The 6,535-nt window shown below is 24.9% G+C and carries 7 protein-coding genes; 6 read left to right on the plus strand and 1 reads right to left on the minus strand.

Going from position 1 to position 6,535, the window contains the following annotated elements; translation table 11 throughout:
* Positions 1 to 111: 111 nt before the first annotated feature.
* Positions 112 to 1,344: a replication initiation protein gene (locus L988_RS10430; RefSeq protein ID WP_047384054.1), complete on the minus strand. Its 1,233-nt coding sequence runs from the start codon at positions 1,342 to 1,344 to the stop codon at positions 112 to 114.
* Between the two features lie 214 nt (positions 1,345 to 1,558).
* Here L988_RS10430 and L988_RS10435 point away from each other — a divergent pair, with 214 nt between their 5' ends.
* Genes L988_RS10435 through L988_RS10460 form a run of 6 tightly spaced genes read left to right on the plus strand, consistent with a single transcriptional unit; the run spans position 1,559 to position 6,184 of the window.
* The gene (locus L988_RS10435) at positions 1,559 to 1,981 is read left to right on the plus strand and encodes a PTS sugar transporter subunit IIA (protein ID WP_047384056.1); all 423 of its coding nucleotides are present in this window, start codon (positions 1,559 to 1,561) and stop codon (positions 1,979 to 1,981) included.
* A 15-nt stretch (positions 1,982 to 1,996) separates the two neighbouring features.
* The gene (locus tag L988_RS10440; protein WP_047384058.1) at positions 1,997 to 2,458 is read left to right on the plus strand and encodes a PTS sugar transporter subunit IIB; all 462 of its coding nucleotides are present in this window, start codon (positions 1,997 to 1,999) and stop codon (positions 2,456 to 2,458) included.
* Between the two features lie 17 nt (positions 2,459 to 2,475).
* A complete protein-coding gene (locus tag L988_RS10445; protein WP_047384059.1) occupies positions 2,476 to 3,255 on the plus strand; it encodes a PTS mannose/fructose/sorbose/N-acetylgalactosamine transporter subunit IIC in 780 nt (259 codons plus the stop codon).
* Complete coding sequence (locus L988_RS10450) at positions 3,245 to 4,069, plus strand: PTS system mannose/fructose/sorbose family transporter subunit IID (RefSeq protein ID WP_197053967.1); 825 nt, start codon at positions 3,245 to 3,247, stop codon at positions 4,067 to 4,069. Before L988_RS10445 ends, L988_RS10450 begins: the two co-directional genes overlap by 11 nt.
* An 11-nt stretch (positions 4,070 to 4,080) precedes the next feature.
* Positions 4,081 to 5,136, plus strand: coding sequence for an SIS domain-containing protein (locus L988_RS10455; protein ID WP_047384062.1), 1,056 nt, complete (start codon positions 4,081 to 4,083; stop codon positions 5,134 to 5,136).
* A gap of 19 nt (positions 5,137 to 5,155) precedes the next feature.
* Positions 5,156 to 6,184, plus strand: coding sequence for an SIS domain-containing protein (locus L988_RS10460; protein ID WP_231549786.1), 1,029 nt, complete (start codon positions 5,156 to 5,158; stop codon positions 6,182 to 6,184).
* Positions 6,185 to 6,535 lie beyond the last annotated feature (351 nt).

Here is a 6,535-nt window from a genome sequence, read left to right on the forward strand (position 1 = left end):
AGTTAGATAATTTAATATTACCCCAACTTGAAGGTTTACACAAATATTTAATTAGACCCCAAAAAGTTGTAGAGAGATCTACAACTTTTTTTATACTTAGAAAAAACAGTATTACTCTTTAAAAAAAATAGATATCCAACTTTCAAAGTAACTAGCGTTAAACTCAGCTAAAATAATAATTTTATTATCTTCATAAAAACTTGTTTTATTCTTATTAAGATTATTAATAAATTTACTATATGGTGAGTCATCGTTTGCTTTTAGATTATCAGAGTTCAAAACTTTAAAAAAGTTAGAAACTAAATAAGCGTGAGATAAATTGACATTGTCAATTTCTTTAAAAAGAGTATTTTTAAACATATTAAAATCACTAATTTTGATTTTTGTATTACTTATAAGTCTATATTTCTCAGAATAAGTTTTAAGTTTTGTATTATGTTTAGTTTGAACATAGTTATATTTTATAGACTCTATTAAAAATTTATCAAAATTACCGTTATTATGAATAAAAGAATAATAAATATTATTTTTTAAATATTCATAACTTTTAGATTCATAATATTTTTCAATTAATTGGTTTAAATATGTAGTGTTCTCAGAATAAGGTTTAATTAAATTAAAAAGAGCACTTAAATTTTTTTCCTTGATAGTTTCAGGAGTACTAATAATTATAAATTTTATTCCAATCACTTTACTATTATTACATAAATTTTTCTTAATTTTGTGATATTCAATTTTATAGCCAGTAAAGGTTTCAATCTCTTTTAAAGCTGGGATTAAGATACTATTTTCAAGATCATAAAATCGAGAATACTTATTTTCAAAGTCAATTATATTTTTAAGATTTTCTAGAGAAATATCTATAGTGGAATTATTATACATAGTTTTAATAAAAAGAAATAAATTTCTTGAATAAGATGAATTAAAACTTAAAAGTATATTTAATTGAAAAAGTTTAAAATCATTTTTTTCAGTATTAAAAATTTTATAAAAATCATTGTTAATATTTAATTCATAGGTATCATTATTTTTTAAGTATGAAGATATGATACATAAAGATAATTCAAAAGAGTTAAGTTCAGATTTTTCATAAGTTATGTTAATTCGTTTAGAGGTAAATTTAGTTAAAAAAGAATCGATAGTATCAAATTGACTTAAATTCAAAATTTTTAAAAATTTTGATTTTGTTAAAGTTATTTTTCTTAAATCCTTTTCAATTATTTCTTTTATGATATATTCTTTGAGCAATATATCATTTTTAGAAAATCGTTTTGAAAAAGTTACCTTGCTATTCATAAATGAGTAATGTGTAAAATTTTTTTCAATAATTAGATTTTTTTTCATTATAGTATCTCCTTTTGTTAAAAAAATAGATTAAAGCAAACGAAAAAATTATATATAAAAAAACGTGAGTATATAAAAAAACATTGATTTTACAGTAATATAATACCTCATTAATATCGAATAATCTAGAGAAATAAACAAAAAATATGAAAAATTTGACTAAAAAAATTAAAAAAGGTATATCAATAATAACAATAAAAAAAGGAGGGATAAAATGATTCAATTTATAGTTGCAACTCATGGAAAATTTGCAGAAGGAATAAAAACATCTATCGAATTAATTATTGGAAATATTGATAATTTAGAAATATTAAATTGTTATATAACTCAAAATTTTAATTTAAAAGAAGAAGTTGAATTTATTTTAAAAAAATATCCGAAAGAAGAGTTAATTGTTTTAACAGATATATTTGGAGGAAGTGTAAATAATGAGTTTTTAGAAAATATATCTAACTATAAAAATTTAAATATTATTTCAGGAGTAAATTTACCATTAATTTTAACATTAATAGAAAAACAAAATGATTATGACAATATAAAAGAATTGATACGTGAAAGTATAGAAGAATGTAGTAATTCTTTAATTTATTGTAATGATGAGCTAGAAAAAAAAATAGAAGAGGACCAAGAGTTCTAAAAATGGAGGAGTGTTATGATTCTTTTATTAAGGGTAGATCATAGATTATTACATGGACAAGTTGCATTTTCATGGATACAAAATTTAGGAGCAGATTGTATATTGATAGCTAATGACAGTGTAGTAAATGATGAATTAAGAAAAACAACAATGAAGTTAGCAAAACCACAAGAAGTAAAATTAGTAATAAAAAATATAGAGGACTCAATACAAGCTTTAAAATCTGGTGTTACAGATAAATATAAACTTTTTATAGTTGTAGAATCTGTTGAGGATGCTTATAAAATAGCCAGTGAGGTAGATAACATAAAACAAATAAATCTAGGAGGAGTTAAAGCGAGAGAAAATAGTAGAAATATATCAAAAGCAGTAAATTTATTAGAAGAGGAAAAAAATCTTTTAAAAGAACTTCAAAGTTTGGGGATTGAGATTGAAATTAGGCAAGTGGCTAATGATACTAAAGTTTTATATAGATAGAAAAGGGGAGGATAGATATGATGCAAGCATTTTTATTAGCATTAGTAGCTTTTATAGCTCAATGTGATTATGCCTTAGGAACAAGCTTAATATCAAGACCAATAGTAACTGGATTTTTAACTGGGTTAGTAATGGGAGATTTAAAAATGGGATTGATAATGGGAGCTACATTGGAGTTAGCTTTTATTGGATCTTTTGCTATTGGAGGAGCAATTCCACCAGATGTAGTGACTGGAGGAATATTAGGAGTTGCCTTTGTAATATCTTCAGGTGCTGGTGCAGAGACAGCTTTATTACTGGCTTTACCAATTGCAACATTTACTTTAATTTTAAAAAATGCGTATCTAGGAGTTGTTATACCAATATTAGGTCACAAAGCTGATGAATATGCAGATGAGTGTAATATAAAAGGAATAGAGCGCATGCATTTAATATCTGGATTTGGTTTATCTTTGATGTTGGCGATAATAGTATTCTTTTCATATTTATTAGGAAGTAATGCAGTATCTTTGGTTTTACAGGCAATACCAGAATTTATTCATAAAGGGTTAGCAATAACAACTGGATTGATTCCAACTCTTGGATTTGCAATGTTAGCAAAACTTCTTATAAATAAAAAAGTTTTACCATATTTTTTCGTTGGCTTTGCCATTGCAATTTATACAGAAATCCCATTGACAGGAATTGCAATATTTGGTGCTTTAATAGCGTTAATAACAGTAAATCCAATGTCACAAAGACAGTTAGTAGAAAGTGGAAACTTAAGTGAGAAAGGAGATGGTGATGATGATTTCTAATAAAAAAGATGAGAAAGATATTACACAAAAAGATTTGAATAAGATATTTTGGAGATCTTTTCAAATGGAATTCTCATGGAATTATGAAAGACAAATGAACTTAGCATATGCATATGCAATAGCACCAATATTAAAAAAAATATATACAAATAATCATTTAGAATTAAAAAAAGCTTTGAAACGTCATCTAGAGTTTTTTAATATGACTCCTTGGATTGTAACTTTAATGTTAGGAATATCAGTAGTTCTTGAAGAGGAAAATAAAAAAGATGGAAAATTTGATGAAAACTCAATAAATGGAATAAAAACAGCATTAATGGGTCCATTATCAGGAATAGGAGATTCTTTCTTTTGGGGAACTTTAAGATTAATTGCCACAGGGATTGGAACAGCTCTTTCATTACAGGGAAATATATTAGGTCCAATTTTATTTCTATTGGTATTTAATATTCCACATATAATTATAAGATATCTTTTTATAAAGTTAGGTTATAAATTGGGAGTAGACTTTTTAACTAAACTTGAAAAATCAGGAGCAGTTGAGAAAGTTACTTACGGAGCAACTATATTAGGATTAATTGTTATTGGAGGAATGACAGCAAGAATGGTAGAAATTTCAACACCATTAGCTTTTAAAGCTGGAGGTTCAACAATAGAAGTCCAAAGTATTTTAGATGATATAATGCCTGGTATTTTAAAATTAGGAATCTTTGGTATTGTGTATTATTTATTAAATAAAAATGTTAAACCAATAACAATACTTTTAGGAATGGCAATATTTGGAATTTTTGGAACTTTAGTTGGGTTCTTTTAAGAGGTACATTTATGGAAACTATGTTAAGTAATATATATGATGAAAAGAATACTTTAACAAATATTTTATTAAATTTTCAAGATAAAAATAAACATATTTTAAAAGATTTAAAAGACTATAAAATTAAAAGAATTTTAATTTTAGCTACAGGTTCTTCTATTAATGCGGCAATTACAGTCAAATATTTTTTACAAGATATATTAGAAGCTAAAGTTTTTATAGAGGAACCATCTATTTTTTATGATTATGAAAAAATAGATTTAGATTTAGATTTGATTATTGTAATATCTCAAAGTGGAAAAAGTACTTCAACAATAAATGCTACTAAAAAAATAGCTGAAATATTAAAAAAACCAGTAATAATAGTAACAAACAACTTAGAAAGCTCAATAACAAAATATTCACAATATATTTTAGATTTAAATATAGGTATAGAAAATGTAGGATTTGTAACTAAAGGTTTTAGTGGAACTGTTTTAAATTTATTCTTATTGGGAATAAATTTAAAAAATCAACATTTTAAATACTTTGGAGAGTTGGAATATTTAATTGGCAATATAAACACAGTTATTGAAAATACTAATTTATACTTTGAAAAAAATAAAGAAATTTTAAGAGAGATAAATAGATTTATATGCTTAGGTTATGGGGCAAATTATGGTATTACAAAAGAGTTCGAAACTAAATTTACAGAAGTAGTTAGATGTCCATCAACAGGTCATGAACTTGAAGCGTATATGCATGGACCATATTTAGAAGCTAATAATTCAAATGCTATATTTTATTTGGATTTAGATTTAACTATTCCATTGTCAAAAAGACTACATATTTTAAAAAAATATATGGGAAATTATATTGGATTTTCAACAATTATAACGAATAGCGATAATAAAGATAGTCAAACAATAAATTTGAATGTATCAAAAGATATAAATCCAAATTTTTTAACTTTATTATATGTTATTCCAATTCAAGTATTAAGCTATAGAATAGCTAAAGAAAAGAAAATTAATGTAGAAAAAAAGATTTTTACAGATTTTGATTTAGTTTTAAAAAGTAAAATATAAATATAAATGGAGGGTAATTATGTCAAAATATTCTGAAATGTTAAAATTTAAAGAGGAGGAGTATAGAAATAGTGCTAAGTTAATAGGAGAGGCTAAACCAATAGCAGAAGAAATTGCTAATATAGTTACAAAAGATGGGTTTTCAAATATATTTTTTACAGCAGTTGGAGGTAGTTTAGCACCTTTAATGGCAATGGGAGAGATTGCAAAGCAACTTACAGAACTACCTGTTTATGTAGAACAAGCAGCGGAGTTAATTGTAAGAGGACATAAGGCTTTAACAGAAAAATCATTAATAATAACTTTGTCAAAATCAGGAGATACAAAAGAAACAGTTGAAATGGCTAAAAAATATAAAGAGATGGGGATAAGAGTTATATCTTGTACAAAAAATTTAGAATCTCCTTTAGCTAAAAATTCTAATTATGTAATTCCAATGAGACATGAAAATGGTGTAGAGTATGAGTATATGCTATTATTTTGGTTATTTTTTAAAATTTTGTCAAATAGAGGAGAGTTTTTAGATTATAATGATTTTGGAAATCAGTTATTATTACTACCAGAAAATTTATTAGAGGCAAAACTACAATTTGATCCTCAAGCAAAAGAAATGGCAAAACAGTATTATAAAGAGCCATATATGATTTGGATTGGTGGTGGTGAAGTGTGGGGTGAGACGTATCTATTCTCAATGTGTTTGTTGGAAGAGATGCAATGGTTAAAAACAAAGTCTGTTACAAGTTCAGAATTTTTCCATGGAACTTTAGAAATAGTCGAGGAAGATACTTGTGTATTTTTAGTTAAAGGTTCTGGAAAAACAAGAGTTTTAGATGATAGAGCTGAAAAGTTTTTAAAGAAATACACAAAAAAATTAAGTATTATTGATACATTAGATTTTAAATTAAACGGAATAGATGAAAAATATCGTTGGATAATAGCACCAACAATTGCATCAACAGTTTTGGTTGATCGATTGGCGTTTCATTTTGAAGATAATACAAAACACTCTCTTGATATTAGAAGATATTATAGACAGTTTGATTATTAAAAAAAGAAATAATACAAAAGAAATTGGCCAGTCTAGAGGTTTTAGAAGAAGTAAAGGAAAAGAATAATAAGTAAGAAGTGATATTTTAAGAGTAAAATTGGTGATTTATGCTAAATTTATAAACTTTTACAAGAAAAATATTATAAAATAAGATTGACATACAAATATTATTATTTTATGTCCAAAAGTCCATAAAAATAACTCTTTAATTTGAGATTTAAGGTGTTCATTTGAAATTGACCTAATTAGTAGCCGTAAGATTAAAAAATTATAGATAAAAAGCTGTAGATAAAGAGTCTTCTTCAAATTTTGTGTAAACTCTAAAAATTAAGAGTAATATTTTATATTTTT

The organism is Cetobacterium sp. ZWU0022, from assembly GCF_000800875.1.
Taxonomy (GTDB): Bacteria; Fusobacteriota; Fusobacteriia; order Fusobacteriales; family Fusobacteriaceae; genus Cetobacterium_A.